The organism is Marinobacterium halophilum (assembly GCF_003014615.1).
In the GTDB taxonomy this organism is placed as follows: domain Bacteria; phylum Pseudomonadota; class Gammaproteobacteria; order Pseudomonadales; family Balneatricaceae; genus Marinobacterium; species Marinobacterium halophilum.
The window spans coordinates 34,258-56,445 of record NZ_PYGI01000008.1; the positions used below are offsets into that span (position 1 = coordinate 34,258).

At 54.2% G+C, this 22,188-nt stretch carries 32 protein-coding genes; 1 reads left to right on the forward strand and 31 read right to left on the reverse strand.

All coding sequences use genetic code 11. The features are described 5' to 3' along the window. The first annotated feature begins 90 nt into the window (after positions 1–90). Positions 91–2,922, forward strand: a complete 2,832-nt coding sequence (gene uvrA / locus CLV44_RS06930; RefSeq protein WP_106591394.1) for an excinuclease ABC subunit UvrA — start codon at positions 91–93, stop codon at positions 2,920–2,922. 56 nt (positions 2,923–2,978) lie between these two features. Here the strand turns inward: uvrA and CLV44_RS06935 are convergent, their stop codons facing one another. The 31 genes from CLV44_RS06935 to fusA all read right to left on the reverse strand — a co-directional run bounded on the left by CLV44_RS06935 (position 2,979) and on the right by fusA (position 22,179). Next, positions 2,979–4,589 carry a GMC family oxidoreductase gene (locus tag CLV44_RS06935; protein WP_106591395.1) on the reverse strand — a complete coding sequence of 537 codons (1,611 nt, stop codon included), beginning with the start codon at positions 4,587–4,589 and terminating at the stop codon, positions 2,979–2,981. A 287-nt stretch (positions 4,590–4,876) separates the two neighbouring features. After that, on the reverse strand, positions 4,877–5,272 hold the full coding sequence (gene rplQ, locus CLV44_RS06940) for a 50S ribosomal protein L17 (protein ID WP_106591396.1): 396 nt from the start codon (positions 5,270–5,272) through the stop codon (positions 4,877–4,879). Between the two features lie 38 nt (positions 5,273–5,310). Next, positions 5,311–6,315, reverse strand: coding sequence for a DNA-directed RNA polymerase subunit alpha (locus CLV44_RS06945; protein WP_106591397.1), 1,005 nt, complete (start codon positions 6,313–6,315; stop codon positions 5,311–5,313). A 25-nt stretch (positions 6,316–6,340) separates the two neighbouring features. Next, on the reverse strand, positions 6,341–6,961 hold the full coding sequence (gene rpsD / locus CLV44_RS06950) for a 30S ribosomal protein S4 (RefSeq protein WP_106591398.1): 621 nt from the start codon (positions 6,959–6,961) through the stop codon (positions 6,341–6,343). A 15-nt stretch (positions 6,962–6,976) separates the two neighbouring features. Further along, positions 6,977–7,366, reverse strand: coding sequence for a 30S ribosomal protein S11 (gene rpsK, locus CLV44_RS06955; protein ID WP_106591399.1), 390 nt, complete (start codon positions 7,364–7,366; stop codon positions 6,977–6,979). Positions 7,367–7,385: 19 nt separating this feature from the next. Continuing rightward, a complete protein-coding gene (gene rpsM / locus CLV44_RS06960) occupies positions 7,386–7,742 on the reverse strand; it encodes a 30S ribosomal protein S13 (RefSeq protein ID WP_106591400.1) in 357 nt (118 codons plus the stop codon). A 141-nt stretch (positions 7,743–7,883) separates the two neighbouring features. Further along, positions 7,884–8,000, reverse strand: a complete 117-nt coding sequence (gene rpmJ / locus CLV44_RS06965; protein WP_007021200.1) for a 50S ribosomal protein L36 — start codon at positions 7,998–8,000, stop codon at positions 7,884–7,886. Positions 8,001–8,017: 17 nt separating this feature from the next. Further along, positions 8,018–9,343 (reverse strand): preprotein translocase subunit SecY, encoded by a 1,326-nt coding sequence (gene secY / locus CLV44_RS06970; protein WP_106591401.1) that lies wholly within the window; start codon positions 9,341–9,343, stop codon positions 8,018–8,020. Beyond that, complete coding sequence (rplO, locus tag CLV44_RS06975) at positions 9,344–9,778, reverse strand: 50S ribosomal protein L15 (RefSeq protein WP_106591402.1); 435 nt, start codon at positions 9,776–9,778, stop codon at positions 9,344–9,346. A 13-nt stretch (positions 9,779–9,791) separates the two neighbouring features. Further along, positions 9,792–9,974, reverse strand: coding sequence for a 50S ribosomal protein L30 (rpmD, locus tag CLV44_RS06980; RefSeq protein WP_106591403.1), 183 nt, complete (start codon positions 9,972–9,974; stop codon positions 9,792–9,794). Positions 9,975–9,977: 3 nt separating this feature from the next. Beyond that, positions 9,978–10,481: a 30S ribosomal protein S5 gene (gene rpsE, locus CLV44_RS06985; protein ID WP_106591404.1), complete on the reverse strand. Its 504-nt coding sequence runs from the start codon at positions 10,479–10,481 to the stop codon at positions 9,978–9,980. A gap of 11 nt (positions 10,482–10,492) precedes the next feature. After that, the gene (gene rplR, locus CLV44_RS06990; protein WP_106591405.1) at positions 10,493–10,843 is read right to left on the reverse strand and encodes a 50S ribosomal protein L18; all 351 of its coding nucleotides are present in this window, start codon (positions 10,841–10,843) and stop codon (positions 10,493–10,495) included. Between the two features lie 9 nt (positions 10,844–10,852). Next, a complete protein-coding gene (gene rplF, locus CLV44_RS06995) occupies positions 10,853–11,386 on the reverse strand; it encodes a 50S ribosomal protein L6 (protein ID WP_106591406.1) in 534 nt (177 codons plus the stop codon). An 11-nt stretch (positions 11,387–11,397) separates the two neighbouring features. Beyond that, positions 11,398–11,790 carry a 30S ribosomal protein S8 gene (gene rpsH / locus CLV44_RS07000; protein WP_106591407.1) on the reverse strand — a complete coding sequence of 131 codons (393 nt, stop codon included), beginning with the start codon at positions 11,788–11,790 and terminating at the stop codon, positions 11,398–11,400. Between the two features lie 82 nt (positions 11,791–11,872). Then, positions 11,873–12,178, reverse strand: coding sequence for a 30S ribosomal protein S14 (gene rpsN, locus CLV44_RS07005; protein WP_106591408.1), 306 nt, complete (start codon positions 12,176–12,178; stop codon positions 11,873–11,875). Positions 12,179–12,192: 14 nt separating this feature from the next. Then, positions 12,193–12,732 (reverse strand): 50S ribosomal protein L5, encoded by a 540-nt coding sequence (gene rplE, locus CLV44_RS07010; protein ID WP_106591409.1) that lies wholly within the window; start codon positions 12,730–12,732, stop codon positions 12,193–12,195. A 15-nt stretch (positions 12,733–12,747) separates the two neighbouring features. Further along, positions 12,748–13,071: a 50S ribosomal protein L24 gene (rplX, locus tag CLV44_RS07015; RefSeq protein WP_106591410.1), complete on the reverse strand. Its 324-nt coding sequence runs from the start codon at positions 13,069–13,071 to the stop codon at positions 12,748–12,750. Positions 13,072–13,171: 100 nt separating this feature from the next. Further along, a complete protein-coding gene (rplN, locus tag CLV44_RS07020; protein WP_106591411.1) occupies positions 13,172–13,540 on the reverse strand; it encodes a 50S ribosomal protein L14 in 369 nt (122 codons plus the stop codon). A gap of 88 nt (positions 13,541–13,628) precedes the next feature. Beyond that, complete coding sequence (gene rpsQ / locus CLV44_RS07025) at positions 13,629–13,892, reverse strand: 30S ribosomal protein S17 (protein WP_106591412.1); 264 nt, start codon at positions 13,890–13,892, stop codon at positions 13,629–13,631. Continuing rightward, on the reverse strand, positions 13,889–14,083 hold the full coding sequence (rpmC, locus tag CLV44_RS07030; RefSeq protein ID WP_106591413.1) for a 50S ribosomal protein L29: 195 nt from the start codon (positions 14,081–14,083) through the stop codon (positions 13,889–13,891). Before rpmC ends, rpsQ begins: the two co-directional genes overlap by 4 nt. Next, the gene (gene rplP, locus CLV44_RS07035; RefSeq protein ID WP_106591414.1) at positions 14,083–14,496 is read right to left on the reverse strand and encodes a 50S ribosomal protein L16; all 414 of its coding nucleotides are present in this window, start codon (positions 14,494–14,496) and stop codon (positions 14,083–14,085) included. Before rplP ends, rpmC begins: the two co-directional genes overlap by 1 nt. Before the next feature lie 11 nt (positions 14,497–14,507). After that, positions 14,508–15,191, reverse strand: a complete 684-nt coding sequence (rpsC, locus tag CLV44_RS07040) for a 30S ribosomal protein S3 (protein ID WP_106591415.1) — start codon at positions 15,189–15,191, stop codon at positions 14,508–14,510. Positions 15,192–15,216: 25 nt separating this feature from the next. Beyond that, a complete protein-coding gene (gene rplV, locus CLV44_RS07045) occupies positions 15,217–15,549 on the reverse strand; it encodes a 50S ribosomal protein L22 (protein ID WP_425436407.1) in 333 nt (110 codons plus the stop codon). An 8-nt stretch (positions 15,550–15,557) separates the two neighbouring features. Continuing rightward, positions 15,558–15,836: a 30S ribosomal protein S19 gene (gene rpsS, locus CLV44_RS07050; protein ID WP_106591417.1), complete on the reverse strand. Its 279-nt coding sequence runs from the start codon at positions 15,834–15,836 to the stop codon at positions 15,558–15,560. Between the two features lie 12 nt (positions 15,837–15,848). Continuing rightward, positions 15,849–16,676, reverse strand: coding sequence for a 50S ribosomal protein L2 (rplB, locus tag CLV44_RS07055; protein ID WP_106591418.1), 828 nt, complete (start codon positions 16,674–16,676; stop codon positions 15,849–15,851). A gap of 14 nt (positions 16,677–16,690) precedes the next feature. After that, positions 16,691–16,987 (reverse strand): 50S ribosomal protein L23, encoded by a 297-nt coding sequence (rplW, locus tag CLV44_RS07060; protein WP_106591419.1) that lies wholly within the window; start codon positions 16,985–16,987, stop codon positions 16,691–16,693. Beyond that, complete coding sequence (gene rplD / locus CLV44_RS07065; RefSeq protein WP_106591420.1) at positions 16,984–17,589, reverse strand: 50S ribosomal protein L4; 606 nt, start codon at positions 17,587–17,589, stop codon at positions 16,984–16,986. Before rplD ends, rplW begins: the two co-directional genes overlap by 4 nt. Positions 17,590–17,600: 11 nt before the next feature. Further along, a complete protein-coding gene (rplC, locus tag CLV44_RS07070) occupies positions 17,601–18,239 on the reverse strand; it encodes a 50S ribosomal protein L3 (RefSeq protein WP_106591421.1) in 639 nt (212 codons plus the stop codon). A gap of 111 nt (positions 18,240–18,350) precedes the next feature. Further along, positions 18,351–18,662 (reverse strand): 30S ribosomal protein S10, encoded by a 312-nt coding sequence (gene rpsJ, locus CLV44_RS07075; RefSeq protein ID WP_106591422.1) that lies wholly within the window; start codon positions 18,660–18,662, stop codon positions 18,351–18,353. Positions 18,663–18,859: 197 nt separating this feature from the next. Then, entirely contained in the window at positions 18,860–20,053 is a 1,194-nt protein-coding gene (gene tuf / locus CLV44_RS07080) for an elongation factor Tu (protein WP_106591423.1), read from the reverse strand. Positions 20,054–20,085: 32 nt separating this feature from the next. Then, positions 20,086–22,179, reverse strand: coding sequence for an elongation factor G (fusA, locus tag CLV44_RS07085; protein WP_106591424.1), 2,094 nt, complete (start codon positions 22,177–22,179; stop codon positions 20,086–20,088). Positions 22,180–22,188: the final 9 nt, after the last annotated feature.

Sequence of the window (22,188 nt, forward strand, 5' to 3'; positions counted from 1 at the left end):
GGCTCTCGGAGGCCGGTTCCACAACGGCGGTTTAGCCGCCGGAAGCAAACCTCTATAATGTTTCTTTTTGCCAGTTACAGCGGAGCAGTAATGGACAAAATTCTGGTCAGAGGCGCTCGCACCCACAACCTGAAAAATGTTGACCTCGACATCCCGCGTGACCGACTGATCGTGATCACCGGCCTTTCGGGTTCAGGCAAGTCTTCCCTGGCGTTTGATACGCTCTACGCCGAAGGCCAGCGACGCTATGTCGAATCACTGTCGACCTACGCACGCCAGTTCCTGTCGATGATGGAAAAACCGGACGTGGACCACATCGAAGGGCTGTCACCGGCCATTTCGATCGAACAGAAATCAACCTCGCACAATCCCCGCTCCACCGTCGGCACCATCACCGAGATCTATGACTATCTGCGCCTGCTGTTTGCCCGTGCCGGTGAACCTCGCTGCCCCGAACATGACCTGCCACTGGCCGCCCAGACCGTCAGCCAGATGGTGGATCAGGTACTGGCGCTGCCGGAAGGCTCCAAAATGATGCTGCTGGCCCCCATGGTTCAGGGCCGTAAAGGCGAACATCTGCACCTGCTGAGCCAGCTGCGCAGCCAGGGTTTTGTACGCGCACGCATCGATGGTCTGGTCGTCGACCTCGACGATGCTCCCGCATTGGACAAGAACCGCAAGCATGACATTGAAGTGGTGGTTGACCGGATCAAGGTCCGCGACGACCTGCAGACCCGCCTGGCCGAATCTTTCGAGACTGCGCTGGAGCTGGCCGACGGCATTGCCAAGGCCGTACCCATGGAAGATGGTCTGGAAGAGATGGTGTTTTCCGCCCGTTTCGCCTGTCCAACCTGTGGCCACAGCATTCAGGAACTGGAGCCGCGCCTGTTCTCGTTCAACAATCCGCACGGTGCCTGCCCCTCCTGTGACGGTCTTGGCGTGCGCCAGTACTTTGACCCCCGCAAGCTGATCCAGGATCCGACCCTGACGCTGGCTCAGGGCGCCATCCGCGGCTGGGACAAACGCAGCCTTTACTATTTCCAGCAGCTGCAGGCAGTAGCCGAGCATTACGGTTTCACGCTGGATACACCGTTCGAGGCACTGTCCGAGACACAGCGCAACCTGGTGCTCAACGGCAGTGGCGCTGATGATGTTGCCTTCTACTACCGTAACGACCGCGGTGAGCGGGTGAAGAAGCTGCACCCCTTCGAAGGCGTGCTCAACAATCTGGAACGGCGCTACCGCGAGACCGAGTCCGAAAGTGTACGCGAGGATCTGGCCAAGTATCTCAACATGCAGCCCTGCCCTTCCTGCCATGGCAGCCGGCTGCGCCGGGAAGCCCGCCACGTCTATATTGACGAACACACCCTGCCTGAAATTGTGTGCCTGCCGATCGGTCAGGCCCAAACCTATTTCGGCCAGCTGAGCCTCAGCGGCAAACAGGGGGAAATTGCCGACAAGATTCTCAAGGAGATCCGCGACCGCCTGACTTTTCTCGTGAATGTGGGCCTGGATTACCTGTCACTCGATCGCAGCGCCGAAACCCTGTCCGGCGGCGAAGCCCAGCGCATCCGCCTTGCCAGCCAGATCGGGGCCGGTCTGGTCGGGGTCATGTATGTACTGGACGAGCCATCCATCGGGCTACACCAGCGCGACAACGAACGACTGTTGCAGACCCTGCAACACCTGCGTGATCTCGGCAACACCGTGATCGTCGTTGAACATGATGAAGACGCCATCCGCATGGCCGACTACCTGATCGATATCGGCCCCGGTGCCGGGGTACATGGCGGCGAAGTGATCGCGGCCGGTACTCCCGAAACCATCATGTCCACCCCGGAATCGATTACCGGCCAGTATCTCAGCGGTAAGCGCTGCATCGCGATTCCCGCCGAACGCAAACCCGTCGACCCGGCCGCCATGCTCCGGCTTGTCGGTGCCCGCGGCAACAACCTGCAGAATGTCGACCTGGAAATTCCGGTAGGCCTGCTGACCTGCGTGACCGGCGTTTCCGGCTCGGGCAAGTCAACCTTGATCAACAACACCCTGTACCCAGTGGCCGCAACCGAGCTGAACCATGCCACCACACTGGATGCCGCGCCCCATGACCGCATTGAAGGGCTGGATCTGTTCGACAAGGTGATCGATATCGATCAGAGCCCCATCGGCCGTACGCCACGTTCCAACCCGGCCACCTATACCGGCATTTTCACCCCGATCCGCGAGCTTTTTGCCGGCACCCAGGAAGCCCGCTCCCGCGGGTACAAACCGGGACGGTTCAGTTTCAACGTAAAAGGTGGACGTTGTGAAGCCTGTCAGGGTGACGGCGTCATCAAGGTAGAGATGCACTTTCTGCCGGACATCTATGTCCCCTGTGATATCTGTAAAGGCAAACGCTACAATCGCGAAACGCTGGACGTTACCTACAAGGGCAGAAGCATTGATGAAGTGCTGGCCATGACCGTGGAAGATGCGCGCGTATTCTTTGACGTCATTCCGGCACTGGCCCGACGCCTGCAAACACTGATTGATGTGGGACTGAGTTATATCCGCCTGGGCCAGGCGGCCACGACATTATCCGGTGGTGAAGCCCAGCGCGTTAAGCTGGCCCGCGAGCTGAGCAAGCGCGATACCGGCAAGACCCTGTATATCCTCGACGAGCCGACCACAGGCCTGCACTTCTATGATATCCAGCAACTGCTCACGGTGCTCGACCGACTGCGTGACCATGGTAATACTATCGTCGTCATCGAACATAACCTGGATGTGATCAAGACCGCCGATTGGCTGGTAGACCTTGGACCCGAAGGCGGCAGCGGTGGTGGCCAGATCATCGCCACCGGCACACCGGAACAGGTTGCCGAAGTCGAAGGCTCACATACCGGGCGCTTCCTCAAAGCCATGTTGAATACGGTCCGCTAACGCACCCCGCGGCCACGATGTCAGGTCCAGGAGAGGCTGACGTCGCGGCTGTGGCTTCAACCTTTCTGCAACACCAGATCCGCCAGTTTCTCACCAATCATCACGCAGGCCGCATGAGTGTTACCGGAAACGATGCGCGGCATGATCGAGGCATCCGCAACTCTCAACCCGTCCACCCCAATAACGCGCAGTCGAGGATCCACTACCGCCTCGGCATCAATCCCCATGCGACAGGTACCCACCGGGTGATGCACCGACTCAAGTGTATCCTGAATCCCCTGTTGCAGATGTTCATCCGTGTGCAGACCGGCCAGGGGTGGCATTTCACCCCCGATCAATCCATCCAGTGCTGGCCGGGTAAATATATCCCGCAACCTGCGCACCGCCTTCACCTGGTTATCCCGATCACGGGAGTCTGACAGATAATTGAAGTGGATAGCCGGTGCCTGCGCATGCTGGCTACTGGTGATGTGAGTACTGCCACGGCTGTGCGGCTGCAACAGACACACGCTGGCACACACACCCGGCGCGGGTGAGAGCTTGCCACGACTATTGGCGCTGGAAGCGGCTGCAGCAAAATGCACTTGTACATCAGGACGTACCGAAGCATCGTCCAGACGCAAGAAAACACCAACCTGCGCCGCCGGATTGGCGAATATGCCACGTCGTAAAAACAGATACTGCAATACCGTTAAGGGCAAGCGTCTGGGTTGAAGATGGTCGTAATAGGTTGCCCCGCTCCCGCCCACATAGAACAGATAACTGTTGCAATGGTCCTGCAGATGCTCGCCGACCGACGGACGATCGGCTACAACAGGAATTCCAAGCTTCTGTAACCGTCCAGCATCACCGATACCTGACAGCTCCAACAACTTGGGTGAATTGTAGGCTCCACTGCAGAGAATGATCTCCCGCCTGGCCTGAATACACTCAACCTTCTGATGCTTGCCGCTGGCAAAGCCCTCCACCGCGACCGCACGTTTGCCATCGAAACATAGCCGGGAAACCTCAAAGCGTGTCAACACTGTCAGATTATGCGGTTTCACACCCCGACGGAGAAAGGCGCGTGCGCTGCTATGGCGGACGCCTTGAGCAATGGTTGCATCAAAATAGCCGACCCCTTCCTGGTGGGCGCCATTAAAATCATCGTTGGCGGGAATACCGGCATCCACCGCCGCATCGATAAAGGCATCGCCGACTGCAAAACGTTGTAACCGACGACTGACTTCCAGCGGCCCGCCAGTTCCGTGATACTTGTCAGCGCCCTTCCAATAGTTTTCCGAACGCTTAAACAGCGGCAACAGCTCATCAAATGACCATCCAGAATTACCCGCTGCAGCCCATGCATCATAATCCTCGCGCTGGCCACGGATATACACCATACCGTTGATCGAGCTGCAGCCACCTAACAAACGACCACGCGGTACCGGGATGCGACGCCCGCCCAGCGCGGGTTCCGGCTGCGAGCGGTAATTCCAGTTGGCTTTGCCTTCACCCACCATTGCGGCAAAGCCGATCGGTATTTTCACCAGCGGCGAATGATCACCACCCCCTGCCTCGATCAACAGCACCTGAGCATCGCTCTCAACCGCCAGACGATAGGCTGCAGCACAGCCAGCCGATCCTGCACCAACCACTATGTAGTCATAACTGTTTCGGTTATGCATCTCTCACCTCAAACAGAATCCTTCAAACAAGGGGCTTCCCTGAGACAGCACATGCGCTGTTTCTACAAATATCGGCCAGGTACAGGAGCATTCGCAACCTTCGTATAGCCTAGAAAAGGTGAAGAAAACGAGATCGGATGGGGAAGATCAGAAAGGGTAAAAAAGATGAGCAGCTGCGGAACGTGGTTCCGCCAATGATAAATGGCCAAACCATCATAGGCACTGACTGACGGGCACAAAAAAACCCGGACCTTTCGGACCGGGTTTTTTAGTAGAGCTTGTAGTGATTAATCTTCTGCAGATTCGTCAGCTACAGTCTGACCAACCGGACGATCAACCAGCTCAACGTAAGCCATCGGCGCCTTGTCACCCGCGCGGAAACCACATTTCAAAATGCGGATATAACCACCCGGACGAGCTGCGTAACGCGGGCCCAGTTCGTTGAACAATTTACCAACAGCTTCATTGCTGCGGGTACGGGAGAACGCCAGACGACGGTTAGCAACCGAATCGATCTTGGACAGAGTAATCAGCGGCTCAGCAAAGCGGCGCAGTTCTTTCGCTTTAGGCAGAGTAGTCTTGATCAGTTCATGCTCGAACAGAGACACTGCCATATTCTTGAACATCGCTTTGCGGTGAGCACTTGTACGATTTAAGTGTCGACCAGATTTACGATGACGCATTTTCTAAATCCTTTGCAACTTAGGGTTAGAAGTCAGACTCAAGAGGCAACCTTGTCATCGCCTTTCAAGCTGGCCGGCGGCCAGTTTTCCAGACGCATGCCAAGCGACAGACCTTTGGATGCCAGCACATCTTTGATCTCGGTCAGTGACTTCTTGCCCAAGTTAGGAGTCTTCAGCAGTTCTACTTCGGTGCGCTGGATAAGATCACCGATGTAGTAGATCTGCTCTGCTTTCAGACAGTTCGCGGAACGTACAGTCAGCTCCAGGTCATCGACCGGACGCAGAAGAACAGGATCAATTTCCGGTTCATTCGGCTCTGCACGGGTCTGTTCGCCAGCATCTTCAAGATCGACAAACACGACCAGCTGCTGCTGCAGAATGGTTGCTGCCCGACGGATGCACTCTTCGGGATCGATCGTGCCATTAGACTCGATATCGATCACCAGTTTATCCAGGTCGGTGCGCTGTTCTACGCGTGCGCTTTCAACGGCGTACGATACACGCAGAACAGGGCTGTAGCTGGCATCCAGCTGCAGGCGTCCAATGGCACGAGTTTCATCTTCGTCGCTAACCCGCGCATCTGCAGGCACATAACCACGACCACGCGTCACACGCAGCTGCATGTTAAGCGAAGAGCCGGGATTGAGGTGCGCAATCACATGCTCGGGATTGGCAATTTCAGCGTCCTGATTCAACTGGATATCACCAGCAGTCACAGGGCCCGCTTCTGACTTGGAGAGAGTCAGGAGCGCTTCTTCACCGTTATGCAGAGCAATGGCAACACCTTTGAGGTTCAACAGGATCTCAATGACATCCTCCTGAACACCTTCGATGCTGCTGTACTCATGCAGTACACCTTCAATCTCTACTTCGGAAATTGCACAACCCGGCATAGAGGAGAGCAGGATACGGCGCAGCGCATTGCCCAGAGTATGGCCGAACCCACGCTCAAGCGGCTCAAGAGTCACTTTCGCACGGGTTTTGCTAATCTCCTGCACGTCAATATGACGTGGGTATAGAAACTCGTTTACTGAACGCTGCATAGTTCCACCAGTCAAGAGTTCAAAATTACTTCGAGTAGAGCTCGACGATCAGATGCTCGTTGATGTCGGCTGACAGATCACTGCGTTCCGGCAGGGCTTTGAACGTCCCTTCCATCTTCGCAGCATCCACTTCAACCCACTCAACAGGAGCACGCTGACCAGCCAGTTCCAGTGCGTGTTTGATACGCAGCTGATTCTTGGCTTTTTCGCGAACTGCTACCACATCGCCAGCTTTCACCTGGTAGGAAGGAATGTTCACAACCTGACCATTGATGGTGATCTGACGGTGAGAGACAACCTGACGTGCTTCGGCACGGGTAGAACCGTAACCCATGCGGTATACAACGTTGTCCAGACGGCCTTCCAGAAGCTGAAGCAGGTTCTCACCTGTCGCACCTTTAGAGCGTGCGGCTTCTTTGTAATAACCACGGAACTGACGTTCCAGCACGCCGTAGATGCGACGTACTTTCTGTTTTTCACGCAGCTGCAGACCGTATTCAGACAGGCGACCACGACGGGCACCATGAACACCAGGTACTGTTTCTGCTTTGCACTTGCTATCAAGCGCGCGGACACCACTCTTCAGAAAGAGATCGGTGCCTTCACGACGAGACAGCTTGCACTTAGGTCCAAGATAACGAGCCATATTACCGTCTCCAGATTAAACGCGACGCTTCTTCGGCGGACGACAACCGTTGTGCGGAATCGGCGTCACGTCCGTAATGTTTGTGATTTTGTATCCGCAACCGTTCAGAGCACGGACAGCAGATTCACGACCCGGGCCTGGGCCCTTCACAAACACGTCGAGGTTTTTCAGACCGTATTCCAGAGCTGCCTGACCGGCACGCTCAGCTGCAACCTGGGCTGCAAACGGAGTGCTCTTACGGGAACCACGGAAGCCTGAACCACCGGCGGTTGCCCAGCTCAGAGCGTTACCCTGGCGATCGGTAATGGTGATGATTGTGTTGTTAAAAGAAGCGTGGATGTGCGCGAGGCCATCCGCTACTTGCTTTTTAACCTTTTTACGAGTGCGATTACCTGGCTTAGCCATATTCGGAAATTCCTATCGCTTACTTACGGATCGGCTTACGCGGTCCCTTACGGGTACGTGCGTTCGTTTTGCTGCGCTGACCACGCACCGGCAAATTACGACGGTGACGCAGGCCACGGTAGCAACCGAGGTCCATAAGACGCTTGATGTTCATGTTGACTTCACGACGCAAGTCGCCTTCAACAGTCAACTTGGCAATTTCACCACGAACATTATCGAGCTGCTCTTCAGACAGGTCTGCAATCTTGATGCTAGGCGCAATGCCAGTAGCTTCACAGATCTGCTGTGCAGTCGTGCGGCCAATCCCGAAAATGTAAGTCAGAGAAATTACCGCATGCTTATTGTCAGGAATATTGACGCCAGCTATACGGGCCATTCAATGTACTCCATATTAAGTGTTCTGGGAGAAATGCTCACCAGAACCAGTCATTCTTTTAGTTCGTGGAAGGCGCGCAATAGTACACCTTGATCAAAAATAAATCAAGGCCGCACACCTCCACTCCCGGCCAGCTGTGGATTAACCCTGGCGCTGCTTGTGTCGGGGTTCCACTTTGCAGATCACGCGCACGGAACCGTTGCGGCGTACGATCTTGCAGTTACGGCAAATCTTTTTAACAGATGCACGTACTTTCATGATCCACCTCGTTAGGCTTAGCGCAGTAAACCTGCGCCGCCTTTAAGATTCGATTTTTTCATCAGGGACTCATACTGGTGCGACATCAGGTGTGATTGTACCTGAGCCATAAAGTCCATCACCACAACAACTACGATCAGCAGCGATGTACCGCCGAAGTAGAAGGGTACGTTCCACGCCACCACCAGAAACTGGGGCATCAATGAAACGGCTGTGATGTAAAGCGCGCCAAACAAAGTCAGACGGCTCAGCACGGAATCAATATACCGCGCAGACTGATCACCAGGACGAATCCCCGGAATAAAGGCACCTGATTTTTTCAGGTTATCTGCCACATCACGCGGATTGAAAACAATCGCGGTGTAGAAGTAGCAGAAAAAGACAATCGCGATCGCGAACAGCAGAATATACAACGGCTGTCCCGGCCCGAGAGCCAAAGCCACATCCTGCAGCCACTCCATACCTTCGGATTGACCAAACCACTGACCAATAGAAGCAGGGAACAGCAGAATGCTGGACGCAAATATCGGCGGAATAACACCCGCCATATTGACCTTCAGCGGCAAGTGACTGGACTGCGCAGCATAGACACGACGCCCCTGCTGACGTTTTGCATAGTTGATGGTGATACGGCGTTGACCGCGTTCCATAAATACTACAAAACCAACAGTTGCAACGGCCATGACAGCAATTGCCAGCAACGCCAAGATGTTCAAATCACCCTGACGTGCCGCCTCAAAGGACTGGCCGATCGCACTGGGCAGACCCGCCACAATACCGGCGAAGATCAGAATCGAGATACCGTTACCGATGCCATGCTCGGTGATCTGCTCACCCAGCCACATCAGGAAGACAGCACCGGCTACCAGAGTCACGACAGCAACAAAGTAGAAGCTGAAGTCCGCCACGAAGGCAACACCCTGATTCGCCAGACCAACCGCCATACCGAATGCCTGCAAGGTCGCCAAAACGACCGTACCATAGCGGGTATATTGGCTGATTTTACGCCGTCCGGCTTCCCCCTCTTTCTTCAATTGTTCCAGCTGCGGGCTCACCACGGTCATCAACTGCATAATGATAGAGGCAGAGATGTAGGGCATGATACCCAGCGCCAGGATCGACATACGTTCCAGAGCGCCACCCGAAAACATATTGAACAGACTGAGAATTGTTCCCTGGTTCTGATCAAACAGCGCAGCAAGACGATCAGGGTTGATACCAGGAACAGGGATATGCGCCCCGATCCGGTATACGATGATCGCAATCAGAACGAATCTGAGTCGAGCCCAAAGCTCTTTCAGACCACTCTGCATGCCCGCCGGTATTTGTCCTTGTTTAGCCATTTACGCCTCGACTTTGCCGCCAGCAGCCTCGATCGCAGCCTGTGCACCCTTGGTCACTTTCAGACCTTTAACGGTGACTGCCTTATTGATCTCGCCAGACAGAATCACACGTGCAGACTTAATCTCTTCACGAATGATATCAGCCTGTTTCAGCGCAGCCAGGTCGACAACATCGACACCGGCAGCAGCCAGTTCGTTCAAACGAACTTCAGCCACGTAACGCGCCTGACGGGATGTGAAGCCAAACTTCGGCAGACGACGCTGGATAGGCATCTGACCGCCTTCAAACCCCGGTTTTACACTTCCGCCAGAGCGTGACTTCTGGCCCTTGTGACCACGGCCACAAGTTTTACCCAGACCGGAGCCGATACCACGACCGACACGCTTAGGGGCGTGCTTGGAACCGGCGCCCGGGCGCAGAGAATTCAAACGCATTGGGTGACTCCTCTTATTCGCCTTCTACACGGACCATGTAGTTGACTTTGTTGATCATGCCACGTACAGCCGGAGTGTCTTCCACTTCAACTGTATGACCGATACGGCGCAGACCCAGACCTTTTACACACAGAATGTGCTTGGGCAGGCGACCGATAGTACTGCGTACCAGAGTGACCTTGATAGTATTCGCCATGGTTTAACCCTCCAGAATGTCTTCGACTGACTTGCCACGCTTGGCAGCAATATCTTCCGGAGCCTTCATGACTTTAAGGCCATTAATGGTCGCGCGTACCACGTTCACCGGGTTGGTAGAGCCGTAGCACTTAGCCAGTACGTTATGTACACCAGCCAGTTCCAGCACCGCACGCATCGCACCACCGGCGATAACGCCAGTACCTTCAGATGCCGGCTGCATGTATACGCGGGAAGCACCGTGACGGGCTTTTACCGGATACTGCAGAGTGTGGCCGTTCAGCTGTACGCTGATCATGTTGCGACGAGCCTGCTCCATTGCTTTCTGGATAGCAACAGGTACTTCGCGCGCTTTACCGCGACCGAAGCCAACGCGACCATTACCGTCACCAACAACAGTCAGCGCTGTGAAACCGAAGATACGACCGCCTTTTACCACTTTGGCGACACGGTTTACCTGAACCAGCTTCTCTTGCAGTTCACCGTCTTTCTGTTCGTGATTTGCCATAATAGAAACCTTTAGAATTCCAGGCCGCCTTCGCGAGCAGCATCAGCAAGTGCTGCAACACGACCGTGGTATTTGAAACCGGAGCGGTCAAACGCTACCTTGGATACGCCTGCTTCTTTAGCACGGCTGGCGATCAGAGCACCCACTTTCTTGGCTGCTTCGACATTACCGGTAGCACCTTCACGCAGATCCTTTTCCACTGTAGAGGCAGAAGCCAGAACCTGGCTGCCATCAGCAGAGATAACCTGCGCGTAAATGTGACGCGGAGAGCGGCTCACACAAAGGCGAACAACACCCTGCTCGCGCATTTGCATACGCGAACGACGCGCACGACGAATACGAGCTTGTTTCTTAACGTTCATGACCCTGCCTTACTTCTTCTTAGCCTCTTTACGGCGTACATATTCGTCAACATAACGAACACCTTTACCTTTATAAGGCTCAGGCGGACGGAATGCGCGAACTTCTGCAGCCACCTGACCAACACGTTGTTTATCAGCACCGCTGATAACGACAGTCGTGTTGTTGGGGGTCTCGGCAGTAACACCTTCGGGCAGTTCGTAATCGATCGGATGAGAGAAGCCAAGCGTCAGGTTCAGAACATTACCTTTTGCCTGCGCACGGTAACCAACACCCAAAAGATTCAGGGTCTTGGTAAAACCTTCACTTACACCAACCACCATGTTGTTGACCAGTGCACGCGTAGTACCTGCCAGCGCCATAGACTGCTTGGCACCATCACGCGGAGCAAATACCAGCTGACCTTCAGCCTGTTCAACAGAAACTGACGGGTGCAGGTTCAGGTCCAACTGACCTTTCTGACCTTTGATCGCCAGGGCCTGGCCAGCCAGCTTAACTTCAACACCTGCCGGTACGACTACGGGTTTCTTCGCAATTCGTGACATTGGAATACCTCTTAGAAGACCGTGCAGATAACTTCACCACCGATGCCTGCTTTGCGAGCAGCACGATCAGTCATGACGCCTTTGCTGGTAGAGATGATAGCGATGCCAAGACCGTCAGCTACCTTCGGCAGCTCGGATACGTTCTTGTAGACACGCACACTGGGGCGACTTACACGCTTGATCTCTTCGATAACCGGCTTGCCTTCGAAATACTTCAGTTCGATAGACAGAACAGGTTTCACATCACCTTCAACAGAGAAGTCGGCGATGTAGCCTTCGTCCTTCAGTAGGGTTGCAACTGCAACCTTCTGCTTGGAAGACGGCATGGCAACATGGGCTTTTTCAGCCATGTGTCCGTTGCGGATACGGGTAAACATATCCGCTAGGGTGTCTTGCATACTCATGCTGTTAACGTCCTCTTAAGTGCAGCGCAGTGCGGTAGCAGGCGAATGCCTGCCCTGACCACTGAGCTTACCGTTTGCAAGCTTACCAGCTTGCTTTCTTCATACCCGGAACATCACCGCGCATAACTGCTTCACGCAGCTGGTTACGGCACAGACCGAACTTGCGGTAAACCGCATGCGGACGACCGGTTACCTGGCAGCGACGCTGTTTGCGCACCGGGCTAGCGTCACGCGGCAATTTCTGCAGCGCAACCTGTGCATCCCACACCTCATCTTCTGAGCTGCCTGGGCTTGCAATAACTGCCTTGAGCTCAGCACGCTTGGTAGCGTACTTGGTCGCGAGCTTTTCGCGCTTGAGCTCACGATTGATCATGGAAACTTTAGCCATTATTCAACCCAACCTTATTTCTTGAACGGGAACTGCAGAGCGGTCAGCAGCGCACGACCTTCGTCGTTATTCTTCGCGGTAGTGGTGATCGTAATATCAAGACCACGCAGCTTGTCGACTTTATCGTAGTCGATTTCCGGGAAGATAATCTGCTCTTTAACGCCCATGCTGTAGTTGCCACGGCCATCGAAAGATTTCGGGTTCAGGCCACGGAAGTCGCGGATACGCGGGATGGAAACGTCAACCAGACGATCCAGGAATTCCCACATCTGCTGACCACGCAGGGTAACTTTACAACCGATCGGCCAGCCTTCACGCACTTTAAAGCCCGCGATGGACTTACGTGCATTGGTAACAACCGGCTTCTGACCAGCAATAGCAGTCATGTCGGCAACTGCATGATCCAGCTGCTTCTTATCACCCAGAGCTTCACCAACACCCATGTTCAGGGTGATTTTGGTAACACGGGGAACAGCCATGACGTTCGGGCAGTTCAGCTCTTCTTTGAGCGACTGTTTAATCTCGTTTGCGTAAAGCGCTTTCAATCTGGACATTTGCACCAACCTCTCTTACTTATCACCAACGACGGCTTCGCCGGTGGACTTGTAGAAGCGGACTTTGGTGCCGTCTTCAAGCAGCTTGAAGCCTACACGATCGCCCTTACCGGTCTGCGGGTTGAAGATAGCAACGTTAGAAGTCGCGATACCCGCTTCCTTCTCAACGATACCACCCTGCTGGCCCTGCATCGGATTCGGTTTCTGGTGCTTTTTGATCATGTTAATGCCAGAGACGATCAAACGATCATCCTGCAGCACGCGCATCACCTTGCCACGCTTGCCTTTGTCTTTACCTGCGATAACGATGATTTCATCGTCGCGACGAATCTTGCGCATTGTTATACCTTGCCGTTTCCTACTACCCTCTCATGCTCAAAAACGCCAAACCCTATTGGGAGTGGCGTTTTCAACAAGACAATACTCAATGAGTAAAGTCTTAGAGCACTTCAGGCGCCAGGGAAATGATCTTCATGAACTTCTCATTACGAAGTTCACGCGTTACTGGCCCGAAGATACGAGTACCGATCGGTGCATCGTTGTTGTTCAGCAGAACCGCAGAGTTAGTATCAAAGCGGATCAGTGAACCATCAGGACGACGAACACCTTTACGGGTACGTACTACGACAGCCTTAAGTACCTGGCCTTTCTTCACCTTGCCACGCGGAATTGCTTCCTTGACAGTCACCTTGATGACATCGCCAACGGAGGCGTAGCGGCGGTGAGAACCACCCAGGACCTTAATACACTGTACACGCTTGGCGCCGCTGTTATCAGCAACATCAAGCATCGATTCAGTCTGAATCATGGTCTACTCCACAAACTGTATAAACCGTCACCGCGACTTCTATAGTCAGCCGCAGCGAACAGGCATAATGGAGCAAAGGTGCGCTAGTTTACACCTTTGCCGCACGCTCTTCAATGCGAACAAGAGACCAAGTTTTGGTCTTTGACAGCGGACGAGATTCGGCGATAGTCACCAGATCACCCATCTGACACTCATTCTTCTCATCGTGAGCATGCAGTTTGGTGGAGCGCTTTACAAACTTACCGTAGATCGGGTGTTTTTCCTTACGCTCAACCAGAACAGTGATGGTTTTATCCATCTTGTCACTGACGACCTTACCGGTCACAGTCCGAGTACGTTTTTCCGCGCTCATTTGGTCACCTGCTTTTCGTTCAGAAGAGTCTTAACGCGAGCAATATCGCGACGAACCTGACCCAGCAGGTGAGTCTGTGCCAACTGGCCAGTCGCTTTTTGCATGCGCAGGTTAAACTGGTCCTTCAGAAGACCCAGCAGAGCCTGCTGAAGCTCTTCAACGGACTTGCCACGCAGTTCAGTAGCTTTCATTACATCACCGTCCGTTTAACAAAAGTTGTAGAAACAGGCAGCTTCGCAGCAGCCAGAGCGAAGGCTTCAGCAGCCAGCTCTTCAGGTACACCGCTCATTTCGAACAGGACTTTACCTGGCTGAATCTGGGCAACCCAGTACTCTACACTACCCTTACCCTTACCCATACGCACTTCAAGCGGCTTGGTGGTGATCGGCTTGTCCGGGAAAATACGGATCCAGATCTTACCACCACGCTTCACGTGACGAGTCATGGTACGACGGGCCGCTTCAATCTGGCGCGCAGTGATACGGCCACGACCGGTCGCTTTAAGTGCAAATTCACCAAAGCTGACCTTGCTGCCGCGCTGTGCCAGGCCGCGATTGCGACCTTTCATTACCTTGCGGTATTTCAGTCGTTTCGGTTGCAGCATTGACGTCTACCTCACTTAGAACCTTTCTTCTTGGGCGCGTTCTTCTCGGCACGTACCTGTTCGATACCACCGAGGATCTCACCCTTGAAGATCCAGACTTTAACGCCAATCACACCGTAAGTGGTGTGGGCTTCGTAGGGAGCGTAGTCGATATCTGCACGCAGAGTGTGCAGAGGAACACGTCCTTCGCGGTACCATTCAGTACGCGCGATCTCAGCACCGCCGAGACGACCGCCAACCTGAATTTTGATGCCTTTGGCGCCCTGACGCATAGCGTTCTGTACTGCACGCTTCATGGCACGACGGAACATCACACGACGCTCCAGCTGGCTGGCAACGCTCTGCGCAACCAGCTTGGCATCCAGATCCGGCTTACGTACTTCTTCGATGTTGATGTGCACGGGCACACCCATCATCTGAGAAACAGCATTACGCAGCTTCTCAACGTCTTCGCCTTTCTTGCCGATCACGATACCCGGACGAGCCGTGTAGATGGTGATCTTTGCATTCTGCGCCGGACGCTCGATCTCGATACGACTTACAGATGCATTCTTCAGCTGCTTATCCAGGTACTTACGTACCTGGAGATCGTTCAGCAGCTTCGCAGAGTACTCAGACTTGTCCGCATACCACACAGACGTGTGATCTTTAACGATACCAAGCCGAATACCGGTCGGATTTACTTTCTGACCCATATTGAACTCTCCTAGCAGTCAGCTCTTAGTCTGCCACCTTGACGGTGATATGTGACGCACGCTTCAGGATGCGATCAGCGCGACCCTTGGCACGCGGCCGGATACGCTTCATGGTCATCCCTTCATCAACGAAAATCGCTGATACGCGCAACTCATCAACATCGGCACCTTCGTTGTGCTCCGCATTCGCGATCGCAGACTCCAGAACCTTCTTGACCAGGTGTGCAGCTTTCTTCGTGCTGAACGCCAGGATATTCAGAGCTTCGCCCACAGATTTACCACGGATCTGATCAGCGACCAGTCGGGCCTTCTGGGCGGAGATGCGGGCGCCTGTATGCTTGGCGATAACTTCCATCATCTACCCCCTTACTTCTTCTTGGCCTTCTTGTCGGCTGCATGACCGCGATAAGTACGTGTAGCAGCAAACTCGCCCAATTTATGGCCAACCATGTCTTCGGTAATGAATACCGGAACATGCTGTCGACCGTTATGTACTGCAATTGTAAGACCGATAAACTGTGGGAACACAGTCGAACGACGCGACCAGGTCTTGATCGGACGACGTTCGTTAGCCTCGATTGCAGCCTCTACCTTCTTCAACAGGTGAAGGTCAATGAACGGACCTTTCTTCAGTGAACGTGGCACAGCTGTATCCTCTTATTTAGCCTGACGACGGCGTACGATCAGTTTATCTGTACGCTTGTTCTTGCGAGTCTTGTGACCCTTGGTCGGCACGCCCCACGGAGAAACCGGGTGACGACCACCAGAGGTACGACCCTCACCACCACCGTGCGGGTGATCAACCGGGTTCATCGCCACACCGCGAACGGTCGGACGAACACCACGCCAGCGCGTTGCACCAGCTTTACCCAGCTGACGCAGGCTGTGCTCAGAGTTGCTCACTTCACCCAGTGTAGCGCGGCAATCGACCAGCACTTTACGGGTCTCGCCAGAACGCAGACGCAGAGTCGCGTAGGCACCTTCACGTGCCACCAGCTGTGCAGAGGTTCCTGCTGAACGTGCGATCTGAGCGCCTTTACCCGGCTTCAGTTCAACACAGTGAACAGTACTACCCAGCGGAATGTTACGCAGCGGCAGAGTGTTACCGATCTTGATGTCAGCATCATCACCAGAGACGATGCGAGCACCGGACTGCAGGCCTTTCGGCGCGATGATGTAGCGACGCTCACCGTCAGCATACTTCACCAGAGCGATGTTTGCAGAACGGTTCGGATCGTATTCCAGACGCTCGATCTGAGCCGGGATACCATCCTTGTTGCGACGGAAATCGATTACACGGTAATGCTGCTTGTGACCACCACCGATATGACGGGTAGTGATACGACCGTTGTTGTTACGGCCACCGCTCTTGTCTTTCTTCTCGAGCAGCGCAGCAAACGGCTTACCCTTGTGCAGACCTTCGCTGACCACTTTGACGAGATGACGACGTCCAGCAGAGGTCGGCTTCGCTTTAATAACTGCCATGGTTCAACCCCTCGTTATTCGCCCGCCAGGAAATCGATTTCAGAGCCTTCGGCCAGACGAACGTACGCTTTGCGAACATCATTGCGCTTACCCAAGCCACGCTGAGTGCGCTTGGTCTTGCCTTTGATGGTCAGGACGTTGACGCCTGCGACCTTAACGTTGAACAACTCTTCAACGGCTCGCTTGATTTCCGGCTTGGTTGCATCTTGAGCCACACGGAAGACAACCTGTTCGCTGCCTTCAGCTACGATTGTGGCTTTTTCAGAGATGTGCGGTCCGAGCAGCACTTTATAAATGCGTTCCGGGTTCATGCAAGCACCTCCTCAATTTTCTTCAGAGCAGGTACTGTTACCAGGACCTTCTCGAAACCAACCAGGCTAACCGGGTCGATACCTGCAGCATCGCGCACATCGATGTGCGGAACGTTGCGTGCAGCCAGATACAGATTCTGCTCGACGTTTTCAGTGATCAGCAGCGCGTTATCCAGCTTGAGGTCTTCCAGCTTGGCAACAAACTGCTTGGTCTTCGGCGTTTCCAGCTGGAAGTCTTCAACAACAACCAGACGCTCTTGACGTACCAACTCAGACAGGATGCAACGCATAGCAGCGCGGTACATCTTCTTGTTCAGCTTCTGAGTGTAGTTACGCGGCTGAGCTGCGAAGGTAACACCACCCGCACGCCAAAGCGGTGAACGGCTAGTACCCGCACGGGCACGACCGGTACCTTTCTGACGGAAAGGCTTAGCACCACCACCAGACACGGCGGCACGATTTTTCTGCGCTTTGGTACCCTGACGGCCGGCTGCCATATAGGCAGTCACAACCTGGTGTACCAGCGCTTCATTGAACTCTTTACCAAACGCCAGATCGGATACTTCAACCGATCCGTTGGCTCCAGTCAGATTCAGATTCATGGCAATCCTCCTCAGGCGCGTGCTTTAACAGCAGGTTTAACGATGACATCGCCGCCGGGGGCGCCAGGGATAGCTCCCTTGACGATCAGCAGGTTACGCTCTGCATCCACACGTACGACTTCGAGAGTCTGTACAGTGCAACGCTCGGCACCCATGTGACCGGCCATCTTTTTACCCTTGAAGACACGACCCGGGGTCTGGCACTGGCCAATGGAACCCGGAGCACGGTGAGAAAGCGAGTTACCGTGAGTCGCATCCTGAGTAGCAAAGTTCCAACGCTTAACGCCGCCCTGGAAACCTTTACCTTTGGATTGACCGGTAACATCGATCTTCTGACCTGCTTCGAAGCGCTCAACAGTCAGCGCGTCGCCGACGTTGATTTCCTCGTCACCATTCAGACGGAACTCCCACAAACCGCGACCGGCTTCAACGCCTGCTTTGGCAAAGTGACCTGCTTCCGGCTTGCTCAGGCGGTTAGCCTTTTTGCTACCAGTAGTCACCTGTACCGCAGCATAACCGTCTTTTTCGACGGTCTTGACGCTGGCGACGCGGTTCGGCTCCATTTCGATGACGGTGACTGGCACGGACACGCCATCTTCAGTGAAGATACGGGTCATACCCGCTTTACGTCCGATAAGTCCTACAGACATATTTATACCTCTTGCCAGTTGTGTACGGGGCTGTCACCCACTATGGCTGCCCTTTTCAGGTACATTCCACAAATAGCGCTTCATTAATTGAATAATTCTGCGCAGTGCGTATTAGCCGAGGCTGATCTGCACTTCAACACCCGCCGCGAGATCCAGCTTCATCAGCGCATCGACAGTTTTTTCTGTCGGCTCGACGATGTCCAGGACACGCTTATGTGTGCGAATTTCATACTGGTCACGCGCGTCTTTGTTGACGTGCGGTGATACCAGAATAGTAAAACGCTCTTTGCGGGTAGGAAGTGGGATCGGACCACGCACCTGAGCACCCGTCCGCTTGGCAGTCTCAACGATCTCCTGAGCGGATGAGTCGATCAGGCGATGATCAAAAGCCTTCAGACGAATTCTGATTTTTTGGTTCTGCATTCTGATCACGCATTTCCTGTTAGTTTTTTTACGGCAATAGCCGACCTCCCCTCGGATGAAGGGGACGCAAATTTTACTCAGTGAGCCGGTTAGCGTCAACCAAAAGTTTAATTTTTAACCAATCCAAGTCGCCACCACCACCCAAAAACACAAAAAGCCCTCCGAAGAGGGCTTTTTCATTCAATCATCGCGCAGAATTAGGCGATGATTTTAGCTACAACGCCTGCACCAACGGTACGGCCGCCTTCACGGATAGCGAAGCGCAGACCTTCTTCCATTGCGATCGGGTTGATCAGAGTAACGGACATCTGAACGTTATCACCCGGCATTACCATCTCAACACCTTCCGGCAGTTCACACGCACCAGTGATGTCAGTGGTACGGAAGTAGAACTGCGGACGGTAGCCCTTGAAGAACGGAGTGTGACGACCGCCTTCTTCCTTGCTCAGTACGTAGACTTCGCCTTCGAACTGGGTGTGCGGAGTGATTGAACCCGGCTTGGCCAGAACCTGACCACGCTCAACGTCGTCACGCTTGGTGCCACGCAGCAGCGCACCAACGTTCTCGCCTGCACGACCCTGGTCCAGCAGCTTGCGGAACATCTCAACACCAGTACAGGTAGTCTTGGTGGTGTCCTTGACGCCAACGATTTCGATCTCGTCGCCGACATTCAGGATGCCACGCTCGATACGACCGGTAACAACAGTACCACGACCAGAGATAGAGAATACGTCCTCGATCGGCATCAGGAACGGCATGTCAATCGCACGCTCCGGTTCCGGGATGTACTCGTCCAGAGTCTCAACCAGCTTCTTCACAGCAGAAGTACCAAAACCGTTCTCGTCTTCGCCGTTCAGTGCCATCAGCGCAGAACCGATTACGATCGGAGTGTCGTCACCCGGGAAGTCGTACTGATCAAGAAGTTCGCGAACTTCCATCTCTACCAGTTCCAGCAGCTCTTCGTCATCAACCATGTCAGCCTTGTTCAGGAACACGACGATGTACGGTACGCCTACCTGACGAGACAGCAGGATGTGCTCACGCGTCTGCGGCATGGGGCCGTCAGCAGCAGAACATACCAGGATCGCGCCGTCCATCTGCGCAGCACCGGTGATCATGTTCTTGACGTAGTCGGCGTGTCCCGGGCAGTCAACGTGCGCGTAGTGGCGAGTCGGAGACTCGTACTCTACGTGAGAGGTAGAGATGGTGATACCACGCTCACGCTCTTCCGGTGCATTGTCGATACCGTCGAAGGCAACGGCTGCGCCGCCCCATACTTCTGCACAAACGCGGGTCAGTGCAGCAGTCAGTGTGGTTTTGCCGTGGTCAACGTGGCCGATAGTACCTACGTTAACGTGCGGCTTGTTACGTTCAAATGCTTGTTTAGCCACGATTAAATCCTCTTAATTCAGCAATTAGCTTATCAGTTCTGCTTAATAACGGCTTCGGCAATATTCTGCGGAGCTTCGGAATAACCCTTGAACTCCATAGAATAGGTCGCACGACCCTGAGACGCAGAGCGCAGGTCAGTAGCGTAACCGAACATTTCACCCAGGGGCACTTCGGCATTGATTACTTTGCCGGTTGTGCTGTCTTCCATACCCTGTACCAGACCACGACGACGGTTAAGGTCACCCATCACATCGCCCATGTAATCTTCAGGGGTCACAACTTCGACCTGCATCATCGGCTCAAGCAGACACGGACTCGCGTCCTGTGCATACTTTTTCAGCGCCTGGGATGCAGCGATTTTAAACGCCATCTCGTTGGAGTCAACTTCATGGAAGGAGCCGTCATACAGACGTGCCTTCAGGCCGATAAGCGGATAGCCGGCGATAACACCGTTCTTCATCTGCTCTTCGATACCCTTCTGCACCGCCGGAATGTATTCCTTCGGAATTGTACCGCCAACGATCTCGTTGACGAACTCCAGCCCTTCTTCTTCACTCGGGGTGAATTCGATCACTACGTGACCGTACTGACCACGACCACCAGACTGACGGGCAAACTTGTGGTTAGCCACGACGCTCTTGCGGATCTTCTCACGGTAGGCAACCTGAGGCTTACCAATGTTCGCTTCAACCTTGAACTCGCGACGCATACGGTCAACGATGATGTCCAGGTGCAGCTCACCCATGCCGGAGATGATGGTCTGGCCGGTTTCTTCGTCGGTTTCAACACGGAAAGACGGGTCTTCCTGAGCCAGCTTGCCCAGTGCAACACCCATTTTTTCCTGATCGGCCTTGGACTTCGGCTCAACCGCAACAGAAATTACCGGATCCGGGAACTCCATGCGCTCCAGAACGATCTTGTTGTCCAGATCACACAGGGTATCACCGGTGGTGACGTCCTTCAGGCCGATCATGGCAGCGATATCGCCGGCACGAACTTCCTTGATCTCTTCACGGGTGTTGGCGTGCATCTGCACCATACGACCGATACGTTCTTTCTTGCTGCGGACGGAGTTATAAACGCTGTCACCAGAGTTCAGAACACCCGAGTACACACGGATGAACGTCAGTGTACCTACGAACGGGTCGGTCGCGATTTTGAACGCCAGCGCCGCGAACGGAGCACTGTCGTCAGCTTCACGAACAGCCACGGTCTCGGCCGCATCATCCAGAGTACCTTCGATCGCTTTTACTTCTGTCGGCGACGGCAGGTATTCGATGACTGCATCCAGAACCGCCTGAACACCCTTGTTCTTGAACGCGGAACCAGCCTGCATCAGGATGATTTCGTTATTCAGAGTACGGGCACGCAGACCGGCCTTGATCTCTTCGACGGTCAGTTCACCTTCTTCCAGGTACTTTTCCATCAGTTCTTCAGAACCTTCGGCAGCGGCTTCAACCATCTGCTCGTAGTACTGATCAACCGTATCCTGCAAGTCAGCCGGGATATCACCTTCTTCGAAGGTCATACCCATATCGTCTTCGCTCCACAGAATGGCTTTGCCACGCAGCAAGTCAACGACGCCTTTGAATTCGTCTTCAGCACCGATCGGCAGATTGATCGGCACCGGGATAGCACCCAGACGCTTTTTCAGCTGATCTTCGACCATGAAGAAGTCCGCACCGGCACGGTCCATCTTGTTGACGAAGACCATACGCGGTACTTCGTACTTGTTGGCCTGGCGCCATACAGTCTCGGTCTGCGGCTGTACACCTGAAGAGGCACACAGCACAACAACCGCACCATCCAGTACACGCAAGGAGCGCTCTACTTCGATGGTGAAGTCAACGTGTCCCGGAGTATCGATGATGTTGACACGATGTTCCGGGAACTGCTTCTGCATACCGCTCCAGAAACAGGTTACGGCAGCGGAGGTGATAGTGATACCACGCTCCTGCTCCTGTTCCATCCAGTCGGTAGTGGACGCGCCGTCATGGGTTTCACCCATCTTGTGGCTACGGCCCGTGTAGAACAGAACACGTTCAGTGGTGGTAGTCTTGCCGGCATCAACGTGCGCACAGATACCGATATTACGGTAGCGCGCGAGTGGAGTAGTTCGAGCCACGACTCAATT

Coding starts and splice junctions, on each gene's coding strand:
- rpsJ (WP_106591422.1), bottom strand. CDS start 18,662: ATGCAGAACCAAAAAATCAGAATTCGTCTGAAGGCTTTTGATCATCGC.
- rpmD (WP_106591403.1), bottom strand. CDS start 9,974: ATGGCGAATACTATCAAGGTCACTCTGGTACGCAGTACTATCGGTCGC.
- rplW (WP_106591419.1), bottom strand. CDS start 16,987: ATGAACCCGGAACGCATTTATAAAGTGCTGCTCGGACCGCACATCTCT.
- rpsQ (WP_106591412.1), bottom strand. CDS start 13,892: ATGAGCGCGGAAAAACGTACTCGGACTGTGACCGGTAAGGTCGTCAGT.
- rpsD (WP_106591398.1), bottom strand. CDS start 6,961: ATGGCTCGTTATCTTGGACCTAAGTGCAAGCTGTCTCGTCGTGAAGGC.
- rpsM (WP_106591400.1), bottom strand. CDS start 7,742: ATGGCCCGTATAGCTGGCGTCAATATTCCTGACAATAAGCATGCGGTA.
- CLV44_RS06935 (WP_106591395.1), bottom strand. CDS start 4,589: ATGCATAACCGAAACAGTTATGACTACATAGTGGTTGGTGCAGGATCG.
- rplO (WP_106591402.1), bottom strand. CDS start 9,778: ATGCGTTTGAATTCTCTGCGCCCGGGCGCCGGTTCCAAGCACGCCCCT.
- rpsE (WP_106591404.1), bottom strand. CDS start 10,481: ATGGCAAATCACGAACAGAAAGACGGTGAACTGCAAGAGAAGCTGGTT.
- rplV (WP_425436407.1), bottom strand. CDS start 15,549: ATGATGGAAGTTATCGCCAAGCATACAGGCGCCCGCATCTCCGCCCAG.
- rpsK (WP_106591399.1), bottom strand. CDS start 7,366: ATGGCTAAGCCAGGTAATCGCACTCGTAAAAAGGTTAAAAAGCAAGTA.
- rplX (WP_106591410.1), bottom strand. CDS start 13,071: ATGCGCAAGATTCGTCGCGACGATGAAATCATCGTTATCGCAGGTAAA.
- rplR (WP_106591405.1), bottom strand. CDS start 10,843: ATGAACGTTAAGAAACAAGCTCGTATTCGTCGTGCGCGTCGTTCGCGT.
- rpsN (WP_106591408.1), bottom strand. CDS start 12,178: ATGGCTAAAGTTTCCATGATCAATCGTGAGCTCAAGCGCGAAAAGCTC.
- rplD (WP_106591420.1), bottom strand. CDS start 17,589: ATGAATCTGAATCTGACTGGAGCCAACGGATCGGTTGAAGTATCCGAT.
- rpmJ (WP_007021200.1), bottom strand. CDS start 8,000: ATGAAAGTACGTGCATCTGTTAAAAAGATTTGCCGTAACTGCAAGATC.
- rplN (WP_106591411.1), bottom strand. CDS start 13,540: ATGATTCAGACTGAATCGATGCTTGATGTTGCTGATAACAGCGGCGCC.
- rplQ (WP_106591396.1), bottom strand. CDS start 5,272: ATGCGTCATCGTAAATCTGGTCGACACTTAAATCGTACAAGTGCTCAC.
- CLV44_RS06945 (WP_106591397.1), bottom strand. CDS start 6,315: ATGCAGCGTTCAGTAAACGAGTTTCTATACCCACGTCATATTGACGTG.
- rpmC (WP_106591413.1), bottom strand. CDS start 14,083: ATGAAAGCTACTGAACTGCGTGGCAAGTCCGTTGAAGAGCTTCAGCAG.
- uvrA (WP_106591394.1), top strand. CDS start 91: ATGGACAAAATTCTGGTCAGAGGCGCTCGCACCCACAACCTGAAAAAT.
- rplF (WP_106591406.1), bottom strand. CDS start 11,386: ATGTCACGAATTGCGAAGAAACCCGTAGTCGTACCGGCAGGTGTTGAA.
- rpsC (WP_106591415.1), bottom strand. CDS start 15,191: ATGGGTCAGAAAGTAAATCCGACCGGTATTCGGCTTGGTATCGTTAAA.
- rplP (WP_106591414.1), bottom strand. CDS start 14,496: ATGCTGCAACCGAAACGACTGAAATACCGCAAGGTAATGAAAGGTCGC.
- rpsH (WP_106591407.1), bottom strand. CDS start 11,790: ATGAGTATGCAAGACACCCTAGCGGATATGTTTACCCGTATCCGCAAC.
- rplC (WP_106591421.1), bottom strand. CDS start 18,239: ATGTCTGTAGGACTTATCGGACGTAAAGCGGGTATGACCCGTATCTTC.
- secY (WP_106591401.1), bottom strand. CDS start 9,343: ATGGCTAAACAAGGACAAATACCGGCGGGCATGCAGAGTGGTCTGAAA.
- rplE (WP_106591409.1), bottom strand. CDS start 12,732: ATGTCCAGATTGAAAGCGCTTTACGCAAACGAGATTAAACAGTCGCTC.
- rplB (WP_106591418.1), bottom strand. CDS start 16,676: ATGGCAGTTATTAAAGCGAAGCCGACCTCTGCTGGACGTCGTCATCTC.